17 protein-coding genes are annotated in these 18,742 nt (G+C 58.3%); 10 read left to right on the top strand and 7 right to left on the bottom strand.

Features of this window, described 5'->3' with window-relative positions:
• Positions 1-3: 3 nt before the first annotated feature.
• The 5 genes from AC2FFB_RS07895 to AC2FFB_RS07875 all read right to left on the bottom strand — a co-directional run bounded on the left by AC2FFB_RS07895 (position 4) and on the right by AC2FFB_RS07875 (position 5,142).
• The gene (locus tag AC2FFB_RS07895; RefSeq protein ID WP_496874755.1) at positions 4-1,242 is read right to left on the bottom strand and encodes an NAD(P)/FAD-dependent oxidoreductase; all 1,239 of its coding nucleotides are present in this window, start codon (positions 1,240-1,242) and stop codon (positions 4-6) included.
• The gene (locus tag AC2FFB_RS07890; RefSeq protein WP_496874754.1) at positions 1,239-2,171 is read right to left on the bottom strand and encodes a 4-hydroxyproline epimerase; all 933 of its coding nucleotides are present in this window, start codon (positions 2,169-2,171) and stop codon (positions 1,239-1,241) included. Before AC2FFB_RS07890 ends, AC2FFB_RS07895 begins: the two co-directional genes overlap by 4 nt.
• Positions 2,162-3,121 (bottom strand): dihydrodipicolinate synthase family protein, encoded by a 960-nt coding sequence (locus AC2FFB_RS07885; protein WP_496874753.1) that lies wholly within the window; start codon positions 3,119-3,121, stop codon positions 2,162-2,164. The genes AC2FFB_RS07890 and AC2FFB_RS07885 overlap by 10 nt, the downstream gene beginning before the upstream one ends.
• A gap of 159 nt (positions 3,122-3,280) precedes the next feature.
• Positions 3,281-4,339, bottom strand: coding sequence for an ABC transporter ATP-binding protein (locus AC2FFB_RS07880; protein ID WP_271948765.1), 1,059 nt, complete (start codon positions 4,337-4,339; stop codon positions 3,281-3,283).
• Complete coding sequence (locus AC2FFB_RS07875) at positions 4,336-5,142, bottom strand: IclR family transcriptional regulator (protein ID WP_496693729.1); 807 nt, start codon at positions 5,140-5,142, stop codon at positions 4,336-4,338. The genes AC2FFB_RS07880 and AC2FFB_RS07875 overlap by 4 nt, the downstream gene beginning before the upstream one ends.
• 140 nt (positions 5,143-5,282) lie before the next feature.
• On the opposite strand from AC2FFB_RS07875, the gene AC2FFB_RS07870 reads away from it, so the two are divergent.
• The 10 genes from AC2FFB_RS07870 (at position 5,283) to AC2FFB_RS07825 (ending at position 16,547) form a co-directional block, all read left to right on the top strand.
• A complete protein-coding gene (locus AC2FFB_RS07870) occupies positions 5,283-6,542 on the top strand; it encodes an ABC transporter substrate-binding protein (protein ID WP_142636170.1) in 1,260 nt (419 codons plus the stop codon).
• A 94-nt stretch (positions 6,543-6,636) separates the two neighbouring features.
• The gene (locus tag AC2FFB_RS07865) at positions 6,637-7,560 is read left to right on the top strand and encodes a carbohydrate ABC transporter permease (protein ID WP_142636168.1); all 924 of its coding nucleotides are present in this window, start codon (positions 6,637-6,639) and stop codon (positions 7,558-7,560) included.
• Between the two features lies 1 nt (position 7,561).
• Positions 7,562-8,410, top strand: a complete 849-nt coding sequence (locus AC2FFB_RS07860; protein WP_142636166.1) for a carbohydrate ABC transporter permease — start codon at positions 7,562-7,564, stop codon at positions 8,408-8,410.
• Positions 8,411-8,432: 22 nt separating this feature from the next.
• The gene (locus AC2FFB_RS07855) at positions 8,433-9,773 is read left to right on the top strand and encodes an alpha-glucosidase/alpha-galactosidase (protein ID WP_496874752.1); all 1,341 of its coding nucleotides are present in this window, start codon (positions 8,433-8,435) and stop codon (positions 9,771-9,773) included.
• 24 nt (positions 9,774-9,797) lie between these two features.
• Complete coding sequence (locus tag AC2FFB_RS07850; protein ID WP_496713803.1) at positions 9,798-11,507, top strand: IlvD/Edd family dehydratase; 1,710 nt, start codon at positions 9,798-9,800, stop codon at positions 11,505-11,507.
• Complete coding sequence (locus tag AC2FFB_RS07845) at positions 11,507-12,274, top strand: SDR family NAD(P)-dependent oxidoreductase (RefSeq protein ID WP_142636160.1); 768 nt, start codon at positions 11,507-11,509, stop codon at positions 12,272-12,274. The genes AC2FFB_RS07850 and AC2FFB_RS07845 overlap by 1 nt, the downstream gene beginning before the upstream one ends.
• 4 nt (positions 12,275-12,278) lie before the next feature.
• Positions 12,279-13,172, top strand: coding sequence for a 2-dehydro-3-deoxygalactonokinase (locus AC2FFB_RS07840; protein WP_142636158.1), 894 nt, complete (start codon positions 12,279-12,281; stop codon positions 13,170-13,172).
• On the top strand, positions 13,169-13,774 hold the full coding sequence (locus tag AC2FFB_RS07835; RefSeq protein WP_142636156.1) for a 2-dehydro-3-deoxy-6-phosphogalactonate aldolase: 606 nt from the start codon (positions 13,169-13,171) through the stop codon (positions 13,772-13,774). The genes AC2FFB_RS07840 and AC2FFB_RS07835 overlap by 4 nt, the downstream gene beginning before the upstream one ends.
• Complete coding sequence (locus AC2FFB_RS07830; RefSeq protein WP_142636154.1) at positions 13,771-14,631, top strand: SMP-30/gluconolactonase/LRE family protein; 861 nt, start codon at positions 13,771-13,773, stop codon at positions 14,629-14,631. The genes AC2FFB_RS07835 and AC2FFB_RS07830 overlap by 4 nt, the downstream gene beginning before the upstream one ends.
• Positions 14,628-16,547, top strand: coding sequence for a beta-galactosidase (locus AC2FFB_RS07825; protein ID WP_496874751.1), 1,920 nt, complete (start codon positions 14,628-14,630; stop codon positions 16,545-16,547). The genes AC2FFB_RS07830 and AC2FFB_RS07825 overlap by 4 nt, the downstream gene beginning before the upstream one ends.
• A gap of 27 nt (positions 16,548-16,574) precedes the next feature.
• Here the strand turns inward: AC2FFB_RS07825 and AC2FFB_RS07820 are convergent, their stop codons facing one another.
• Both AC2FFB_RS07820 and AC2FFB_RS07815 read right to left on the bottom strand, forming a co-directional pair.
• Entirely contained in the window at positions 16,575-17,825 is a 1,251-nt protein-coding gene (locus AC2FFB_RS07820; protein ID WP_496677216.1) for an ABC transporter permease, read from the bottom strand.
• Entirely contained in the window at positions 17,822-18,742 is a 921-nt protein-coding gene (locus AC2FFB_RS07815; protein ID WP_142636148.1) for an ABC transporter permease, read from the bottom strand. The genes AC2FFB_RS07820 and AC2FFB_RS07815 overlap by 4 nt, the downstream gene beginning before the upstream one ends.

The raw sequence follows: 18,742 nt of genomic DNA, 5'->3' as shown, positions 1-18,742 counted from the left end.
CCCTCAGAACCGGCCAGCAGCAAAGGGGGCTGGCGAAATCGGGGGGGCCTGACGGTCAACCATGGCCCCAACAAGCTCGGCCGTGCCTGCGGATTGGGTCAGCCCAAGATGCCCATGGCCGAACGCATAGAACACGCAAGACGCATTTGGAGAAACACCGATGACCGGGATGCTGTCAGGCATCGACGGCCGGAACCCCATCCATTGCGTGCCTCCTTCGGTCTTGAGGCCGGGTAGAAACTCTTCGGCTTTGTGCAATAACGTGTCGGCTCGTTTGAAATTGGGGGCGAGGTTCAGACCGCCCAACTCGACCGCGCCGCCGATCCTGACGCCATTGTTGATCCGGCTGGCAACGAACCCATGCCGCGAGAAGGACAGGTGCATCCGCAGATCAAATGCACCTTCGGGCAGGGTCGTGTTGTATCCACGCTCGGTTTCAAGCGGGAATCGGTCACCAAGAGTTCGGGCGATATGATGCGACCATGCGCCGGCAGCCACGACCACTTTCGTCGCGTCCACGGGCCCTTCCGCCGTTTCAAGGCGCATGCCACTTTGCTGTGGCACCAACGCCTGAATATCGCGCCGCTCGATCCGGCCTTGCCGGTTTTGAAAGGTCTGGGCAAGGCGCTCGACCCATTTCTTGGGATCAACAGTATTCAACCAGTTGGGCGTAAATCCCGCATGAGTGAACCGAGGACTGAGACCCGGCTGTTTTTCGGCAATCGCCTCGGGGCTTTCCAGCAGTTCAAAGTCGATACCATGCTGGCGGCGCACCTCCCAGGCGGGCAGGCTTGCACGGTATTCGGCCTCGGATTCGTACAGCTGCATCTGACCGTCGCGCTGCATCATCGCCTCGCCGTCAACCGCTGGGATCAACCGTTCAAGCGCGGCACTGGACAGTTGCATGAGGCTGGCCTGAGCGGCCAACAGCTCGGCATAGCGACCGGGCTGGCTGGCCTGCCAGAAACGGCACATCCAGGGTGCAATCTGGACTGCATAGGCAGGCGGGATAGACAGGGGACCCAACGGGTCCAGCAGCCACTTTGGTGCCTTTTTCATGATGCCGGGCGTTGCCAGAGGCTCAACCTCGGAAAAAGCAAAGGCCCCGGCATTTCCGGCTGATGTCTGCGCCGCAACGCCTTCCTTGTCCAGAACCAGCACGGCATGACCCCGGCGCTGTAATTCCAGCGCAATGGTCATGCCAATCACGCCAGCTCCGATGACGACGATCTGCTGGGTCATACCTCAATCCCCGAACGGAATGGATCAGCCTCGGCAAACATCAACCGCGATTCCGCCATGACATAGGCCTGCCCGGTGATCGAGGGGATGACACCGCCGTTGGGCCCAGCCTGATAGGACAGGCGATAGGTGCTGCCAATGACACTTTGCTGGACGATTTCCTGCCCCGGGGCCAATAGACCCTCAGCGGCCAGACAGGCCAGCCGAGCAGAGCTGCCGGTGCCACAGGGCGACCGGTCGTAATTGTCATCCGGGCACAGAACAAAGTTGCGGCTGTGAATCGCTTGCTCGGGCGATGCGTCCTGAAAGATTACATGATCAATCGGTTCACCCTGCTCGCCGCCAACCCCCTGCGCGATCGAGGCTTTGCGGATAGCAACGGCCCTATCGGTCAGCTCCCGAATATTGGCCGGAATGACGGGAAGCGGGCTTGGATCGACGATAAAGAACCAGTTTCCACCATAGGCCACATCCCCTGCAACCTCTCCGAAACCGGGCACATGAAGTGAAATGTCGCTGTGAACGCGGCGGCTTTCGATATTCGTGACCGTGACAGTATTGGCATCGTGCAGCTCGACCGTGACAACTCCGGATGGCGTTTCGATCCGATGTATTCCAACATCGATCCGACCAAGATGCGCCAGTGTCACGGTCAGGCCAATGGTTCCGTGGCCGCACATTCCCAAAACAGCATCGACATCAAAATAGATCACGCCGGTGACACAGGTTGGATCAACCGGTTCCACCAACAAGGCCGCGACCATGGCCGGTTGTCCGCGCGGTTCAAGCATGACCGAACGATAGAAATCCCTGTATTCGGTGTCCAGCCGCCGGGCGCGTTCAGCCAGAGGGCCAGAGCCCAGATCTGGAGCGCCATCGAGGATGACCCGGGTCGGTTCTCCTCCGGTGTGGCTGTCGATCACATGCATTCTGCGATCACCCCACCTTGTTTCAACCAATCGGCGAACCAAGCCCCAAACAACGCGTATTGCTGTTCGCAATAATTCCGCTGTGCATCTGTCAGGGCATCAGTTTCATTGAAATGCAGGCGGTATTCCTCTTCCCCGTTCAACACCAGAAGATGCTTGTAATACAGCACAAGATCCGGACCCTCATCAAAACTGGACAGCACCTGAATGGCCTCGGTCAGTTCTTGCGCCCGTAACCGGGCTTCGGCATCGCCCCGCGCGGCCTTTTGAGAAAGCGCAGCCAACAGCAACGCCTCACGTGGGAGGGCCGTTCCGATCCCGGTGATCGACCCGGTTGCCCCACAGTTGACGAAACCGTGGTAAACCTCGGTGTCCACACCCACCATCAACGTCACATCATCATCCTGACTGGTGATGTTTTCCGCAGCATAGCGCAGATCGTCCTTGCCCCCGAATTCCTTGAACCCAATGAGGTTAGGGTGTTCGGCGCGCAGGGCAAAGAACAGATCAGCCTTTGTTGCGAAACCATAATATGGGCTGTTGTAGATAATTGCCGGCACGTCCGGCGCAGCGGACAGGATTGCCTTGAAATGGTTCTTTTGCGCAGTTGATGAGCTCCCGCGGGACAGAACCCGGGGAATGACCATCAACCCGACAGCGCCGACCTTTTGCGCATGTGCAGCGTGGGCCTCGGCGGATTTGGTGTTGATTGCCCCGGTTCCGACCACAACCGGCAGCCCGGCATCCACCAGACGTTCCACCCCTTCCATGCGCTGCGCATCCGTCAAAAGCGGCCAGTCGCCCATGGATCCGCAATAGACAACCGCAGACATGCCTGCGTCGATCATTTGCTTGCCCTTCCGAACAAGTGCGTTGAAATCCGGCTGGCTATCCGCCGAGCAAGGGGTCATGAGCGCGGGCATCGTACCGCTAAATACATTGGTCGACATACGGTGCTATCCTCTAGTTACAGGGGTCCAGATAGGCGTCAGGCGCCCGTTTTCACGCGATAACGGATATTGGATACAAAATCCATATATAATTCGACGCAAAAAGCCCGCGTTGGACCTTTCGTCTGACGCGGGTGTTTTTGACTGTCTAAACGGCGATTATCTCAACCGCAGGCCGGTTTCAGGATCAAACAGCATGGTGCGTTCCGGGCGGATCGAAATACCAATGCGTGTACCCTGCTTACTGCGCTCGTCTTCGCGCTCTTCAACGATCAGCTTGTCGCCATTCGATGTCAGCAAATAGGAATAGCTGACGCCGCCAAGCGCCTCGGTCAGATCAACAGTGCAGGTATCGCCCGATCGGTCGACCTGAATATGTTCGGGGCGGATACCCAGCGTGACCCGAGACAGACCCAAAGGAACCGATGCTGGGACGGGCAGAGGCTGAGTGATCGCCGGATGAGTCACCTGACCATCAACGATGTCACAATCCAGGAAGTTCATGGCAGGCGAGCCAATGAACCCTGCTACAAACTTGTTATCTGGATCCCGATACAGATCCATCGGCGCACCGACCTGTTCGATCCGACCATCGCGCAGCACCACGATCTTATCGGCCATGGTCATCGCCTCGACCTGATCGTGAGTCACATAGATCATGGTCGCGCCAATTTCATTGTGAAGCCGGGCAATTTCCACACGCATCTCAACGCGCAATTCGGCGTCCAGGTTGGACAGAGGTTCATCGAACAGGAACACCTCGGGGCCGCGCACAATCGCACGCCCGATGGCAACGCGTTGGCGCTGACCACCCGACAGGGCCTTGGGTTTGCGCTTCAGGTACTGGTCCAGCTTCAGGATACCCGAGGCTTCCTGAACCTTCCTGTCGATTTCGGCTTTTGCCACGCCGTTCATCCGCAGGCCAAACCCCATATTCTCGGCCACCGTCATATGCGGGTACAGGGCATAGGTCTGGAACACCATCGCCACGCCCCGTTTCGCAGGGTCCTGATGTGTCACCTCGCGCGCGCCGATGTGAATTTGGCCCTCGGTCGTTTCCTCAAGCCCTGCGATCATCCGCAACAAAGTAGATTTTCCACATCCCGATGGGCCGACAAAGACACAGAATTCACCATCCTCGATTTCGAGGTCGATCCCGTGAATCACCTGTGTCTGGCCATACCGCTTAATCGTTTGGTTCAGAGTTACTCCGGTCATGTCGCTTGTATCCTGTCCTTCTGGCCATCGGGGCGTGTTTCAGGGAACCGCCAGGCCTGAGCTTCGGCCGCGATTTGTTCGGCCACCCGGCGCACGCGGGGAATCCAAGCCTCGAGCTGGTCGAAATTCATCCGCTCGGTCGAGCCGGTCACCGATATTGCACCCAGCATCCGCCCGCCCGGCGTTCGGATCGGGCAGGCAACACAAATGATCCCCGTCTCGTGTTCTTCATCGTCCAGGGCGTAGCCCCGGCTGTGGATCAGCTCTAGATCGGACCGCAGCGCAGCTTCCGAGGCCAAGGTCTTATCCGTAAACCGGTGAAAGCTTTGCTGTGAGATCACCTTGTTCAGCTCAGCCTCGTCCAGAAAGGCCATCATCGCCTTGCCCACACCCGTACAATAGGCCGGTCCGACCTTGCCCGCCTGTGAATACATCTCAACCGGCTGGGCGGCATTGCGCTTATCGACATACAGAACCTGACCAGAATCGAGCTGCGCCAGATGCACAGTCTCGCCCGTTTCACCGCTGAGCGTATCGAGAAAAGGCCTGGCAATCGGCGCCAGTGAGCTTTGCGTCCACGCTGCATGGGCCAACCGAACCAGCCTCAAACCCGGTGCATAGGTCTGCCTATCCGGGTCATAGGACAACATCCCCTGATTGGTCAGGGATTGCAGAAACCGATAGAGCGTTGCCTTGGGAAAGCGGCTGCTTTCCAGCAGTTCCGCAAAGCGAACCGGCCGCTGAAACGCGGCCACCTGATCAAGCACGTCACATGCTTTCCCTATCGTTCCATCACCTGCCACGGGCGCTCTGTCTCCTCCAGTTAACCTTCGGCCTCAGCCAAGAGGGTCTTGACAAGACTAACCGAGTCGATGTGTAGTTTTCAACATATAAAACTAAGTTCCAATATATGGAACTAAAATGGAAGCTAAGGGAGGAAACCATGCATTCCATCTACAAGCGCACCACGGCCGCTCTGGCCATGAGCGTTGCACTTGCTGTTCCCGCCTCTGCCGAGCTTACCGGCGAATTGCGGATATTCCTGGACACATCGAACCCGGCACCCCGGGCCACGATGGAAGCAATGATCGACAGATTTCAGCAACAGCATCCGGATTTGGCCATCGAGACAACGGTGATCGACCGCGAGGCCTACAAAACCCAGATCCGCAACTTCTTGACTGCGGATACTCCGGATGTCGCCACGTGGTACGCGGCGAATCGGATGAAACCCTATGTCGAGGCTGGCCTGTTCGAAGACGTCTCGGACCTGTGGGCGGAACCTGCGATTGCGGACAATCTGGCTTCAACCAAAGGTGCGATGACGATCGACGGCAAACAGTGGGGCGTGCCCTACACCTACTATCAGTGGGGCGTTTATTATCGCAAAGACATCTTTGACGAGCTGGGCCTGACCGAGCCCGCAACTTGGGAAGAAGAGCTGGCGAATTGCCAAAAGATCGTCGATTCCGGTCGCGCCTGCTATACGATCGGCACCAAGTTCCTGTGGACTGCCGGTGGCTGGTTCGACTACCTGAACATGCGCACCAACGGCTATGACTTCCACAACCAGCTGGCCAATGGTGAAATCAGCTGGGAGGATGACCGGGTCAAGCAGACCTTCGCCAACTGGAAACAGCTGATCGATATGGGTGCCTTCATCGACAACCACCAGACCTATAGCTGGCAAGAAGCTCTGCCCTTCATGGTCAACGGTGATGCGGCGGCTTATCTGATGGGCAACTTCGCCGTGGCGCCACTGCGTGAGGCGGGCCTGAGTGACGACCAGCTGGACTTCTACCAGTTTGTTGCCATCAACCCCGATGTCGAACTGGCCGAAGATGCACCGACCGACACGTTCCACATCCCGTCAAACGCGGCGAACAAAGAAGCCGCCCGTGAATTCCTGCGCTTCGTTGTGTCTGCGGATGAACAGACCGAGATCAACAATGGCTCGAATCTCGGCCAGTTGCCGGTCAATGCTCAGTCCTCGGTAGATGCCGACAAGTTCCTGCAGCAGGGCTTTACCATGCTGTCGTCAAACAGCCCGGGCGGAGTCGCCCAGTTCTGGGACCGCGACGCACCGGCAGAAATGGCCAAGGCGTCGATGGAAGGCTTCCAGGAATTCATGGTCAAGCCAGACAATGCGGACAAAATCCTGGCCAAACTCGAACGGGCGCGTCAGCGCATCTACGACAACTGAACCGGTCAGGATTGGCAAAGCCAATCCTGAGCCATGACCTGCGTAAGGCGGGTATCAACCCGCCTTACTCCGCCTACCAGAACCGGGGACGCCCATGACCGCCGTCGATACCCACGAACAAGAAAGCTGGTTCCACCGAAACCAACAGCGCATCGCGCCCTGGTTATTTTTGGCCCCAGGCCTGTTGTTCTTTATGGTCTATGTGATCATTCCGGTCTTTCAGTCCTTCAACCTGTCGCTTTACGAATGGGACGGCCTGGGGGCTGCCGAATATGTCGGCTTTCGCAATTATGAAGACCTGTACTGGGAATGGTCGGACCGGGATGCCTTTTACATCTCGCTCAAAAACAACCTGATCTGGCTGCTGCTCTATCTGGCGGCGATTCCGGCGGGTCTGTTCATCGCGCTGTTCCTGAACCAGACGGTCTGGGGCATTCGCCTGTATAAATCCTTGTTTTTCTTCCCCTTCGTGATTTCTCAGGTGGTCGTTGGCCTTGTGTTCACATGGTTCTACGATCCCACATTCGGCCTGCTGAACGAATTCCTCGGATTCTTTGGCATGGGCCCGGTGAACGTGCTGGGTGACGAGCGTTTCGTCACCTATGGCATCATCTTTGCCGGTCTCTGGCCGCAGACAGCTTATTGCATGATCCTTTACCTGACCGGCCTCAACGCCGTGGACCCCGAACAAATCGAAGCCGGGCGGCTGGACGGTGCCAAGAGCTGGCGGATGTTGTGGCATATCATCCTGCCGCAACTGCGCCCTGCCACCTTCATTGCCTTTGTCGTCACCATCATTGGCGCGCTTCGCAGCTTTGACCTGATCTCAATCATGACACAGGGCGGTCCGTTCGGATCATCGCGCGTGCTGGCCTATTACATGTTCGAGGTCGCCTTGTCCGAGTATGGCTTCCGCATGGGGTATGGCGCGGCTATCGCGGTGATCCTGTTCCTTATCATGCTGTGTTTCATCGGTTATTTCCTGTGGTCAATGTACCGCGAAGAAAGGGGGCACTGAGATGTTTCCCAAGCCAATCGAAAAACAACCTCGTGCAGCGCAGATCACCTATCAGGCGTTGCTGCCGCTGGCCTTGCTTTTGTGGCTCGGGCCGTTGCTGGCCGTCGCCCTATTCTCGGTCAAACCCGCCGCGGATTTCACCAATGCCAACTACTGGGGGATGCCGTCCAGCTTTGAGGGCGCATTCAACTATGGGCAGGTGTTTTTCAATTCGGATATGCCGCGCTATCTGATGAATTCTTTCCTGATCACCGTTCCCACGGTCATCGGGTGCGTCGCGCTAAGTAGCATGACGGGGTTTGCACTCGGCATCTACAAATTCAAATCGAACCTTTGGATCTTCTTCCTGTTCGTAGCGGGCAATTTCGTGCCTTTCCAAATCCTCATGGTGCCCGTGCGCGACCTGACGCTGGACCTGGGCCTGTACAACACCAAGACCGGGCTGGTCTTGTTCCACATCGCGTTCCAGACCGGGTTTTGCACCCTGTTCATGCGGAATTTCATCCGCGCCCTGCCCTTTGAACTGATCGAGGCGGCGCGGGTCGAAGGGATCAGTGAATGGCGTATCTTCTGGTACGTGGTGCTGCCGCTGATGAAGCCCGCCATTGCGGCGCTCAGTGTCCTGATCTTTACCTTCATCTGGAACGACTATTTCTGGGCTGTAGTGCTGACGCAAGGTGCTGAGAGCCAGCCTGTAACCGCAGGGATCACCAGCTTTAACGCGCAGTTCCGCGCCGCCTATCAGCTGATGAGTGCCGGTTCCATTGTCGCGGCGCTGCCGCCGGTTGCCATGTTCTTCCTGATGCAGAAACATTTTATCGCGGGCCTGACACTCGGTGCCGTGAAATAACATCAAGCTAAAGGTTTGCCTGATGACCAAAATCACTTTTATCGGGGCCGGTTCCACGATCTTCATGCGCAATATCGTGGGCGATGCCCTTTTGACCCCCGCCCTGGCCGACAGCCATTTTGCCTTGATGGATATCGACACACAGCGCCTGGCTGAGAGCGAATCCGTGGCCCGCGCCATGGTGCGCTCGGTCGGCACGGGGGCCACCATAACCACCCACACCGATCGACGCGCCGCATTGGAGGGGGCGGATTTCGTGATTACCGCCTTTCAGATCGGAGGGTATGACCCCTGCACAGTGACTGACTTCGAGATCCCCAAGCAATATGGCCTGCGTCAGACCATCGCCGATACGCTGGGCGTAGGAGGGATCATGCGCGGGTTACGCACCGTTCCGGTCCTGTGGGACGTGGCCCAGGACATGATGCAGCTCTGCCCCAACGCGACGCTGTTGCAATATGTGAACCCGATGGCGATCAACACCTGGGCTTTGGCCGAACGGTTTCCGACATTGAAACATGTCGGCCTGTGCCATTCGGTGCAAAATACGGTCGAGGAACTGGCCCATGATCTAGACCTGCCCAAGCACGAGTTTCGCTATAAGGTCGCAGGCGTCAACCATGTGGCTTTCTTCCTCAAGCTCGAGCATCAGGGACGCGATCTGTACCCTGCGCTCCGACAGGGATATGCCGGTGGACAGCTGCCGAAACCGCCCCTTTTGATGCCACGCTGCCCCAACAAGGTCCGATACGAAGTGATGGATCATCTGGGCTATTTCTGCACCGAAAGCTCGGAACATCTGGCCGAATATGTGCCCTGGTTCATCAAGGACGGGCGCGACGATCTGATCGAGCAGTTCTCGATCCCGCTGGATGAATATCCCACCCGCTGCGTCGAGCAGGTCGAGGACTGGAAAGAACAGGCCAAGACCCTGACCGACGGGCGTGCGGTTGAGGTGTGCCGCAGCCACGAATTCGCGGCGGACCTGATGAACGCCATCGTGACGAATACGCCCTACACCGCCTATGGCAACCTGCCCAATACCGGCCAGATCCCGCAACTGCCCTTGGGGGCTGCTGTGGAAACGCCATGCCTGGTGGACAGCAACGGGGTGCAACCCTCGGTCGTGACCGACATCCCACCGCAGCTGATTGCGCTGATGCGCACCCAGATCAACGTGCAGGAACTGACCGTGCGGGCGCTGACCGACCAGAACCCCGAATACATTTACCACGCCGCCATGATGGACCCACACACAGCCGCCGAGCTCGACCTGCGCCAGATCCGTAATCTGGTCAGCGATCTTTTGATCGCGCATGCGGATTGGTTGCCAGACTGGTGCAAACCGGCCAAAGCGGCATGACCAAATATTAAAGGGCTGACAATAATGACAAAAAAACGCCGCTCGCAGCATTGGTATGGCAAGCTGGACAAGGATGGTTTCATCCACCGGTCCTGGATGAAGAACCAGGGCTTTCCCGACCATGCCTTTGACGGGCGTCCCATTATCGGCATCTGCAATACATGGTCCGAACTGACGCCGTGCAATTCCGGCCTGCGCGATCTGGCCGAAGGCGTCAAACGCGGCGTGTGGGAGGCTGGCGGCTTCCCGGTCGAATTCCCGGTCATGTCGCTGGGTGAAACCCAGATGAAGCCCACCGCCATGCTGTTTCGCAACCTACTGGCCATGGATGTCGAAGAATCCATCCGCGCCTATGGGATTGACGGCGTGGTTCTGCTGGGTGGCTGTGACAAAACTACGCCGGGGCAACTTATGGGAGCCGCCTCGGTCGATCTGCCCGCCATCGTTGTCAGTTCCGGCCCGATGCTGAACGGTAAGTATCGCGGGCAGGATATCGGCTCGGGCACGGATGTATGGAAGTTTTCCGAAGCCGTGCGCGCCGGGGAAATGACCCTGCAGGATTTCATGAATGCTGAATCCGGCATGTCGCGCAGCGCCGGTGTCTGCATGACCATGGGCACCGCGTCGACCATGGCATCCCTGGTCGAAGCAATGGGCATGAGCCTGCCCACCAACGCCGCGCTGCCCGCCGTAGATGCTCGCCGAATGGCGCTGGCGCATCTGACTGGCAAACGGATCGTCGAGATGGTGGATGAAGACCTCAAACCCTCGGACATTCTGACCAAAGAAGCCTTTGAAAACGCCATTCTGGCCAATGCTGCCGTGGGCGGCTCTACCAACGCCGTGGTGCATCTGCTGGCTTTGGCCGGTCGTGTAGGCATCGACCTGACACTTAAGGATTTTGAGATCGGGTCGGATATCCCGCTGCTTGTGAACTGTATGCCTTCGGGCCAATACCTGATGGAGGATTTCTGCTATGCAGGTGGCGTGCCTGTGGTTTTAAACGAACTCAAACCCTTCCTACGACCTGCCAAAACGGTTCTGAACAAGGATATTTCGGCCCATTACGAAGGTGCAGAATGTTTCAACCGCGATGTGATCCGTCCCTTCAACGACCCAATAAAACCTGCCGCAGGCCTGCGTGTGCTGCGCGGCAATCTGGCGCCGAACGGGGCCATTGTGAAACCTTCGGCGGCCACGGACGCACTGTTGGAGACCGAGGCTGTGGCCCATGTCTTCGAAAGCATCGAAGATATGAAGGCCAATATCGACAGGGATGACCTGCCGGTGACGCCCGAGACTATATTGGTGCTGAAAGGCTGTGGACCCAAGGGTTATCCCGGCATGCCCGAGGTTGGCAATATGCCGATCCCGGCCAAGCTGGTGAAGGACGGTGTGCGCGACATGATCCGTATCTCGGACGCACGGATGTCCGGCACGGCATTTGGCACTGTCATCCTGCATGTCAGCCCCGAAGCCCAGGCGGGCGGCACGCTGGCGCTGGTCAAAACCGGTGACCGTATCCGTGTATCCGCTAGCAAGGGCGCGCTCGAGTTGCTGGTTGACCAAGTTGAACTGGACGCCCGACGCGCCGCATGGCAACCGGATGCTCCGCATTACACCCGCGGCTATGCCAAGCTTTACATAGACCACGTCCTGCAGGCCGATCAGGGTGCGGACCTGGATTTTCTTGTCGGCAAAGACACCCGCCTTGTGACCAGAGAGAGCCACTGATGGACCAACCCGCCACTTTCCACGACCTGAACGGTGCATCCGTCTTTATCACCGGAGGTGGTTCTGGTGTCGGGGCCGCTTTAACGGACGGATTTCTGGCGCAGGGTGCGCAGGTCGCCTTTATCGGGCGCTCCGACGCCAGTGCCTTTGTTGATGAGATGCGCGCCAAGCACGGGCGCGGGCCGCTGTTTCTGCAAGGCGACATGACAGATACCGACCTGCTGCGCGCCTCAATGGCCAAAGCCGCCGAGGCCCATGGCCCCCTTGGTGTGCTGATCAACAATGCCGCCAACGACAAGCGCCATTCGCTTGACGAAACCACGCCCAAATTCTGGGACTGGATGATCGAGGTGAATCTGAAGGCGTATTTCTTTGCCTGCCAAGAAGCCGCACGTCAAATGCAGGACAAGGGCGGATCAATCATCAATTTCAGCTCGATCAGCTATATGATGGGTAATTCCGGTTATCCGATCTATACGACATCAAATGCCGGGATCACCGGGATGACCCGGTCGTTGGCGCGCGAGCTTGGCCCGCAGAAAATCCGCGTTAATGCGCTGGCCCCCGGATGGGTTCTGACACAGAAACAGCTGGACATGTGGGCCACGCCAGAAGATCTGTCCGCACATCTGGAACGCCAATGCCTAAAGGACCACCTGACGCCCGAGGATATGATCGCACCGACCCTGTTTCTTGCGTCGGAAGCCAGTCGCGCCATGACCGGGCAATGCATGGCCGTTGATGGCGGTGTTGTAGTAACAGGATGAGAACATGACAATCGAATGGATCGCTGTTGATTGGGGAACAACTCATCTGCGGGCATGGGCAATGCAGGGTGACACCATTCTGGACCAGGCTCAGTCCGCAAGCGGCATGGATCAAATTCCCCGGGATGGGTTTCAAAAAGCACTGCTGGACCTGATCGAGGGCTGGCTTGGCGATACGGTCATGGATGTGGTCGCCTGCGGTATGGTGGGTGCGCGCCAAGGCTGGGTCGAGGCACCATATTCCGCTGTACCTTCGGTTCCTGTTCCCGATGCACCTGTCCGCGTTCCGGCAACAGATCCCCGTATCCGCGCCTTTGTCGTACCCGGGCTAAAGCAAACAAGCCCCCCCGATGTCATGCGCGGAGAAGAGACACAGATCGCCGGTTTTCTGGCCCACCGGCCAAACTGGGACGGCATCATTTGCCTGCCCGGAACGCATACCAAATGGGTACAGGTCAGCGCGGATGAAGTCGTCAGCTTCCGCACATTCATGACAGGCGAAATCTTCGGATTGCTCAGCAATCAATCCGTCCTGAAACATACGGTCAGCGAAGGCTGGGACGACGCAGCTTTTGCCGAGGCTGTGGCGGATGCCCTGTCCCGACCGGAACAACTTGCCGCGCGCCTTTTCGGCCTGCGGGCCACTGATCTGCTGCAGGGTCAGGACTCCGGTGTCGCACGCGCGCGTCTGTCGGGATACCTGATCGGAGCGGAACTGGCCGCGTCCCGTCCCTATTGGTTGGGCCAGCAGATTGCCATTATCGGGGACCAAAGCCTCTCGGAAATCTATGCCATCGCGCTGAAACAGCAGGGTGCATTTGTTGAAATAGCCGACAGCACGCAATCTACATTGGCAGGTCTTTTGCAGGCCCGAAATCTGACGAGGCAAACCGCATGAGCCGTCCTATCATTGCAATTCTGCGCGGTCTGCAACCCACCGAGGCCGCCGAGGTCGGGCAGGCCCTGATCGACGCGGGCATAGACCGGATCGAGGTGCCCCTGAACTCACCCGATCCGTTGACCAGCATCGGCATTCTGGCGGAACGTTTCGGCGATCGCGCATTGATCGGCGCCGGAACCGTCCTGACCATCGAACAGGTCGATGCGGTGGCCGGGGTCGGCGGCAAGCTGATTGTCTCGCCAAATTTCGACGCTGAGGTGATACAGCAGACGATCAAACTGGGCATACAAAGCTGGCCAGGCGTCTATACCCCGACCGAGGCCTTTGGCGCGCTCAGGGCAGGGGCAACCGGGCTCAAACTGTTTCCGGGCGTGATGGCGGGGCCCTCGGGCCTGGCCGCAATACGCCCGATCCTGCCCAAGGACGCGCTGGTCTTTGCCGTCGGTGGGGCAGGCCCCGAAAACTTTGCCGAATGGCTCAAGGCCGGGACGGACGGGTTCGGGATCGGGTCGGCCCTGTATAAACCGGGAATGGCCGTTGCCGACATTGCAGAGCGCGCGCGAAAGATCGTCTTGGCCTATGACAAGGCCGCCCAATGAGTGTCGTGTTTGACGACCGTCCCTGCGATCTGGGCGAAGGGCCTTTGTGGCACCCGGAACGGGCGCAGCTATTCTGGTTCGACATCACCGGCAACCGCCTGATGACCCAGAAGGACGGGCATCAGCAAAGCTGGCAGTTCCCGGAAAATGTTTCAGCAGCGGGCTGGGTGGACAGGGACACGCTGTTGATGGCTTCCGAGACCGGGCTGTGGCGCTTTGACCAGAAAACCGGCGCGCGTAGCTTGGTCACCCATCTAGAGGCGGACGATACGGTCACCCGTTCCAACGATGGCCGCGCTGATCCCTGGGGCGGTTTCTGGATCGGCACCATGGGCAAGAACGCCGAACCCGGCGCTGGGTCCATCTATCGGTTCTGGCGCGGAGAACTGCGGCGGCTGGTGCCGGATGTCACGATCTCGAACGCCATCTGTTTTGCGCCGGATCGCTCTTGCGCCTATTTCACCGACACGGTCACCAGACAGGTCATGCGCTGGAGTTTGGACCCGGAAACCGGGTGGCCAGAAGGCCAAAGCACCGTGTTCCTCGACCTTACCAAAGACCAGCTGAACCCTGATGGAGCAGTGGTCGATACGAGCGGAAATATCTGGATCGCCCAATGGGGCGCCAACCGCGTGGCTGCTTACTCGCCTGAGGGTCGGTTCCTGAAGGCGGTCGGTTTTGACGCGGCCCATGCCTCGTGCCCGGCTTTTGGCGGGCCAGACCTGACAACGCTGTTCTGCACCACCGCTCGCCAAGGGCTGGATGCGACACAGATTGAAACCCAACCTACCAACGGAATGACCTTTGCCGCGCCCGACGCAGGCAAAGGTCAGGCAGAGCACAGAGTCATCCTATGAACCCGGAACTTGGCGTTTGCTATTACCCCGAACATTGGCCAGAGGCGATGTGGGCGGACGATGCAGCACGTATGGTCGAAACCGGCCTGACATGGGTGCGGATAGGCGAGTTCGGCTGGAGCCGGATGGAGCCCACGTCGGACGATCTGCACTTCGACTGGCTGGATCGCGCGATCGAAACCTTAGGTTCTGCCGGGTTGAAAGTGGTGCTGGGCACGCCAACAGCGACGCCGCCACGCTGGATGCTGGCCAAATACCCGGACATGCTTGCCGTGGATGCGCATGGTCAGCCGCGCAAGTTCGGCTCTCGCAGACATTATTGCTTTAGCCACACCGGGTATATCGAAGAATGCGTTCGGATCGCACGTGTCATGGGCGAACGCTATGGGCGCAACCCGCATGTCGCAGCATGGCAGATCGACAATGAATATGGCTGCCACGAAACCACTGTCAGCTATAGCCAACCCGCCCTACACGCCTTTCAAAACTGGCTGGAAGGTCAATACAGCACGATTGAAACCCTGAATGCAGCGTGGGGAAATGTGTTCTGGTCAATGGAATATGACAGGTTTGATCAGATCGACCTGCCGAACCTGACAGTAACAGAACCCAACCCGGCCCATGTTCTGGCCTTCCGGCGGTTCAGTTCAGATCAGGTGGTGGCCTTCAACAGGGCACAGGTCGAAGTGCTGCGGCCCCTGACCGATGCGCCTTTGCTGCACAATTACATGGGGCGTGTGCTCGATTTCGACCACTTCGCAGTGGGTACCGATCTGGATATCGCCACATGGGACAGCTATCCGATCGGGTTTCTATCTGACCGGCTTGAGGCGGATAAGGCACATAAGTCGGCCTTTCTGCAGCAAGGCGATCCCGACATGCAGGCCTTTCATCACGATCTGTATCGCGCTGTGGGGCGCGGGCGTTGGTGGGTGATGGAACAGCAACCCGGCCCGGTCAATTGGGCCCCTTACAACCCTGCGCCCCTGCCGGGCATGGTGCGCCTGTGGTCGCTTGAGGCCGTGGCGCATGGGGCAGAAGTGGTCAGCTATTTCCGCTGGCGGCAGGCGCCCTTTGCGCAAGAACAGATGCATGCAGGGCTTCTGACGCCGGACAACCGCTCTGCCCCGGCTTTGGCCGAGGCGCGCCAAACCGCCGATGATCTGGCCGGGCTGGGAGCAATCACACAGGCCCGAACGGATGTCGCGATCCTGTTCGACTATGCCTCGGATTGGGCCTGGGCGACGCAACCTCAAGGGGCTGGGTTCGACTATTTCAAACTGGTCTTTTCCACCTACCAAGCGCTGCGCCGGGCTGGATTGTCAGTGGACTTCCTGCCTGCGGATAACATCCCAAAGGCGGGGTATAAGGTAATCCTTGCACCGGGTCTGGCAACCATCAGTCCAGATCTGGAACAGCGCCTGACCGATGGTTGTGATCTGACTGTTCTGGGCCCGCGCTCTGGCGCCATCACGCTGGACTTTCAGATACCCGCAACTGGTCGCCCCGGGCTGACTGCACTGGATTGCACTGTCGATCTTGTGGAAACTCTGCCCCCTCAGGTGACCCGGGAAGTTGATGGTGGCGGCGCAGCCCGTCACTGGGTTGACCGCCTGTCAGGAAAGGCCCCGGACCTTTTGACATTTCAAGACGGAACACCTGCCCTGAAAGGGACCGACCACATGTGGTATCTGGCCGGGTTCCCGAATGACACGTTATGGGATCGCGTAATCAGCAAGGCCGCTGCTCGGACAGGCATTGCCTTGCATCCGATGCCTCAGGGTCTGCGGCGGCGCCAGACGTCCGGGCATACATTCCTGATCAACTACAATTCGGCGCCCGTTGAATGGAACGGCCGGATGATCGAAGCCTGTGATGTGTTCATTCAGGAAAATGACACGCCCGCCGAGGGGTAACCTCGGCGGGCGCAAACTGCGAGGCGCTTAGTTCGCCTGCAAACTGTTGGGATCAAAGGCACCGCCATTGCCCGAAGGCGTTTCAGTACCAGAATCCTCTTCTTCGTCACCCAGAGTATTCGGCGCAAACACATTGCCGAAACCGCTGTTATTCGAGGGTTTCGGGGCCGATTCCTGCGCACCCTCTCCCTCTTGCTCAGCCGCTTCCGCCTCGCGCTTTTTGCGCTGTTCTTCGCGCTGATTGCGCAGCTCTTGAATACGCAGGTCAGCTTCAAGGCGCTTTTGCTCTTTGACATCTGCGACACACTGAGCCGGATTATAGGCGGTTGCGGTTCCGACCACAGTGATCGTGGCAACCGCAAAGACAACCAGCAGAACCGCAGCAAGGTTCCCGGCAAAGAAGCTGGGAAGCTTGATTTTACCCGCCAGTTCCTCGACCGTGGCGTTCTTGCGTGCAGCAGCCACCAGTTCCTGTCGCTTCAGCTTGGCCTCGTTCAGCAGGGCAAAGAACACCGTCAGCGCCACGATGATGAAGGCCAGCGCCGAGATCGAGGGCGTGATGCCATAGCGCACCTTCTGTGCCAGTTCGATGGTCAGCGTGGGGTATTCACCAAAGGTGAAGGTGGTGGTGTTGTAGTTCTCGAACGAGGCCAAGAACGCCAGCACTGCCGCGCTGGCAATCGCCGGACGCATGAACGGGAGCATGATCTTGCGGAACGCCTGAGCATGGGTTGCACCCAGATCCAGCGCGGCCTCGGTCAGCGCCATATCATAGCGCTGCAACCGTGCCACCAGCACCAGCATGCAATAGCTGGCGATAAAGGTGGATTGGCCGATCACCGTCAGGAATATCCCGTTTGACAGGAAACTGTCGGCACCCAAGCCCAACATCCGGTTGATCCGGTCCCAGAACACCAGTGTCGAGATACCCAGAACAACGCCCGGGATCAGGATCGGCGCGATGATGACCGTATAGTAGGTCGCGCGCAGTTTCGGCCAGATCTGCGTCAGCATCAGCGCGCCCGCAAGACCCATCGCCACCGATAGAACCACCGTTCCGGCGCCGATGATCAGTGAGTTCTTGATGCCGTTCAGGATACGTTGGTCCTGAAACAATTCGCCAAACCACTGGAAGGTCAGACACTCCCACGGTGTCATCCTTGGGAATTCGGACGAGTTGAAGGCCGTGACCGACATGATCACCAGCGGACCCAGAAGGTAAAGGAAGAACAGCACCAGATAGACCCAGATGCTTACACGGAGGAAGGACAAATTCATTTCCCGATATCCCCCATATTCACCTTGAACAGGCGCATGACGGCCAGCACGAACAAGATACAGGTCACCAGCAGAACGATGGCGTAGGCGGCACCCTGCGGCCAGTCATTGTTGTCGTTGAACTGCTGATAGATCAGCTGCGTGAACCACAGGGAGGACGGCCCGCCCAGAATTTGCGGCGCGGCCAGCGCACCCGCGGACAGCATGAACACCATAGTACAGCCCGAACTGATCCCTGGCTTGGCATAGGGAATGACCACGCGCCAATGGATACGCCACCAGGGGGCTCCCAAATCTCGCGCCGCCTCGATCTGGTTTTTATCCAGACTTTCTATGACGTTATACATCGGGAAGATCATCAGCAAGATATAGGCATAGCCCAGCCCCGCATAGAGCGCGATGTCATTGCGGATGAAATCAAACGGCATATCCCAGACCCCCAGCCCAGTGAACAGCGTGTTCAGTACACCGGTTTCGCCAAAGATGATTCGCAGGGCAAAGGCGCGCAGGATCTCATTGATCCAGTAGGGGATGATCAGCATGATCGCAAAGATGCGGATGTGACTGCCCTTGGACTGACCCAGATAATAGGCGATCGGATAGCACAGGATCAGGTTGAAGATCGTAACGCATACCGCGGCCAGAAGGGTGCGGAAAAACACCCTCAGATCGACGGCGTTATAGTCCTGGCTGCCGCCTTCCGGGCCATAGATCAGGTATTTGTAGTTCTCCAGCGTATAGACATCTTTTGGCCCCCCGATCTCGGGCGGGGGCAGGTTTGGCCGGAATGAGAAATCCAGCATCGACAGCTGCGGCAGGATGATCAGGCCGATGGTCCAGAACAGGACCAAACCGAGTATCATCAATCCCATGCCGGTGCCGTTGCGGTTGAAGAATTCTTTCAGAAAATGGGGCAT

The sequence above is a fragment of the Ruegeria sp. YTSA219 genome (assembly GCF_059609985.1).
This window is presented reverse-complemented; position numbering and strand designations above follow the sequence as displayed.

Excerpts from the sequence above, each read along its gene's own strand:
- AC2FFB_RS07850 (WP_496713803.1), top strand. The coding sequence starts at position 9,798 with ATGACAAAAAAACGCCGCTCGCAGCATTGGTATGGCAAGCTGGACAAG.
- AC2FFB_RS07865 (WP_142636168.1), top strand. The coding sequence starts at position 6,637 with ATGACCGCCGTCGATACCCACGAACAAGAAAGCTGGTTCCACCGAAAC.
- AC2FFB_RS07820 (WP_496677216.1), bottom strand. The coding sequence starts at position 17,825 with ATGAATTTGTCCTTCCTCCGTGTAAGCATCTGGGTCTATCTGGTGCTG.
- AC2FFB_RS07845 (WP_142636160.1), top strand. The coding sequence starts at position 11,507 with ATGGACCAACCCGCCACTTTCCACGACCTGAACGGTGCATCCGTCTTT.
- AC2FFB_RS07870 (WP_142636170.1), top strand. The coding sequence starts at position 5,283 with ATGCATTCCATCTACAAGCGCACCACGGCCGCTCTGGCCATGAGCGTT.
- AC2FFB_RS07815 (WP_142636148.1), bottom strand. The coding sequence starts at position 18,742 with ATGCCCCATTTTCTGAAAGAATTCTTCAACCGCAACGGCACCGGCATG.
- AC2FFB_RS07840 (WP_142636158.1), top strand. The coding sequence starts at position 12,279 with ATGACAATCGAATGGATCGCTGTTGATTGGGGAACAACTCATCTGCGG.
- AC2FFB_RS07825 (WP_496874751.1), top strand. The coding sequence starts at position 14,628 with ATGAACCCGGAACTTGGCGTTTGCTATTACCCCGAACATTGGCCAGAG.
- AC2FFB_RS07830 (WP_142636154.1), top strand. The coding sequence starts at position 13,771 with ATGAGTGTCGTGTTTGACGACCGTCCCTGCGATCTGGGCGAAGGGCCT.
- AC2FFB_RS07895 (WP_496874755.1), bottom strand. The coding sequence starts at position 1,242 with ATGACCCAGCAGATCGTCGTCATCGGAGCTGGCGTGATTGGCATGACC.
- AC2FFB_RS07890 (WP_496874754.1), bottom strand. The coding sequence starts at position 2,171 with ATGCATGTGATCGACAGCCACACCGGAGGAGAACCGACCCGGGTCATC.
- AC2FFB_RS07860 (WP_142636166.1), top strand. The coding sequence starts at position 7,562 with ATGTTTCCCAAGCCAATCGAAAAACAACCTCGTGCAGCGCAGATCACC.
- AC2FFB_RS07885 (WP_496874753.1), bottom strand. The coding sequence starts at position 3,121 with ATGTCGACCAATGTATTTAGCGGTACGATGCCCGCGCTCATGACCCCT.
- AC2FFB_RS07880 (WP_271948765.1), bottom strand. The coding sequence starts at position 4,339 with ATGACCGGAGTAACTCTGAACCAAACGATTAAGCGGTATGGCCAGACA.
- AC2FFB_RS07855 (WP_496874752.1), top strand. The coding sequence starts at position 8,433 with ATGACCAAAATCACTTTTATCGGGGCCGGTTCCACGATCTTCATGCGC.
- AC2FFB_RS07835 (WP_142636156.1), top strand. The coding sequence starts at position 13,169 with ATGAGCCGTCCTATCATTGCAATTCTGCGCGGTCTGCAACCCACCGAG.